Genomic DNA, 469 nt, shown 5'->3' on the forward strand with positions numbered 1-469 from the left:
GCATTGGCATCAGCGTGCGTTTCTGCGGGATGGCCTTGCGCGGCTTGGGAATCGGATAACGGGTTTCCAGGCCAAGCATGTGCGCTTCACAGCCACGCTTGAGCGGGCACAGCAGACAGCTCGGCTTGCTGCGCGTGCAGAGTGTCGCGCCAAGATCCATCATCGCCTGGGTGTAGGCGTTGACCCGATCGTGCGGGGTGAAGCGCTCGGCGTTGGCCCAGAGTTGTTTGGCCACCTTCGGTTCGCCGGGGTAGCCCTCTTGCGCAGTGAAGCGCGCCAGCACGCGTTTGACGTTGCCATCGAGGATCGGCGCGCGCAGGCCCATGCTGATGCTGGCGATCGCCCCGGCGGTGGACAGGCCGATGCCCGGCAGCTCGGTGAGTTTTTCCACGTCGCGCGGGAATTCGCCAGCGTACTGGCTGACGACGATCTTCGCGGTCTTCTGCAGGTTGCGTGCGCGAGTGTAGTA

1 pseudogene is annotated in these 469 nt (G+C 64.4%); it reads right to left on the bottom strand.

The window, feature by feature from the left end:
• A pseudogene (locus J5M71_RS27980) lies at positions 1-469 on the bottom strand (A/G-specific adenine glycosylase); the annotation flags it as partial.

Origin of the sequence: Pseudomonas sp. 43(2021) (assembly GCF_017490805.1) — a bacterium.
GTDB lineage: Bacteria > Pseudomonadota > Gammaproteobacteria > Pseudomonadales > Pseudomonadaceae > Aquipseudomonas.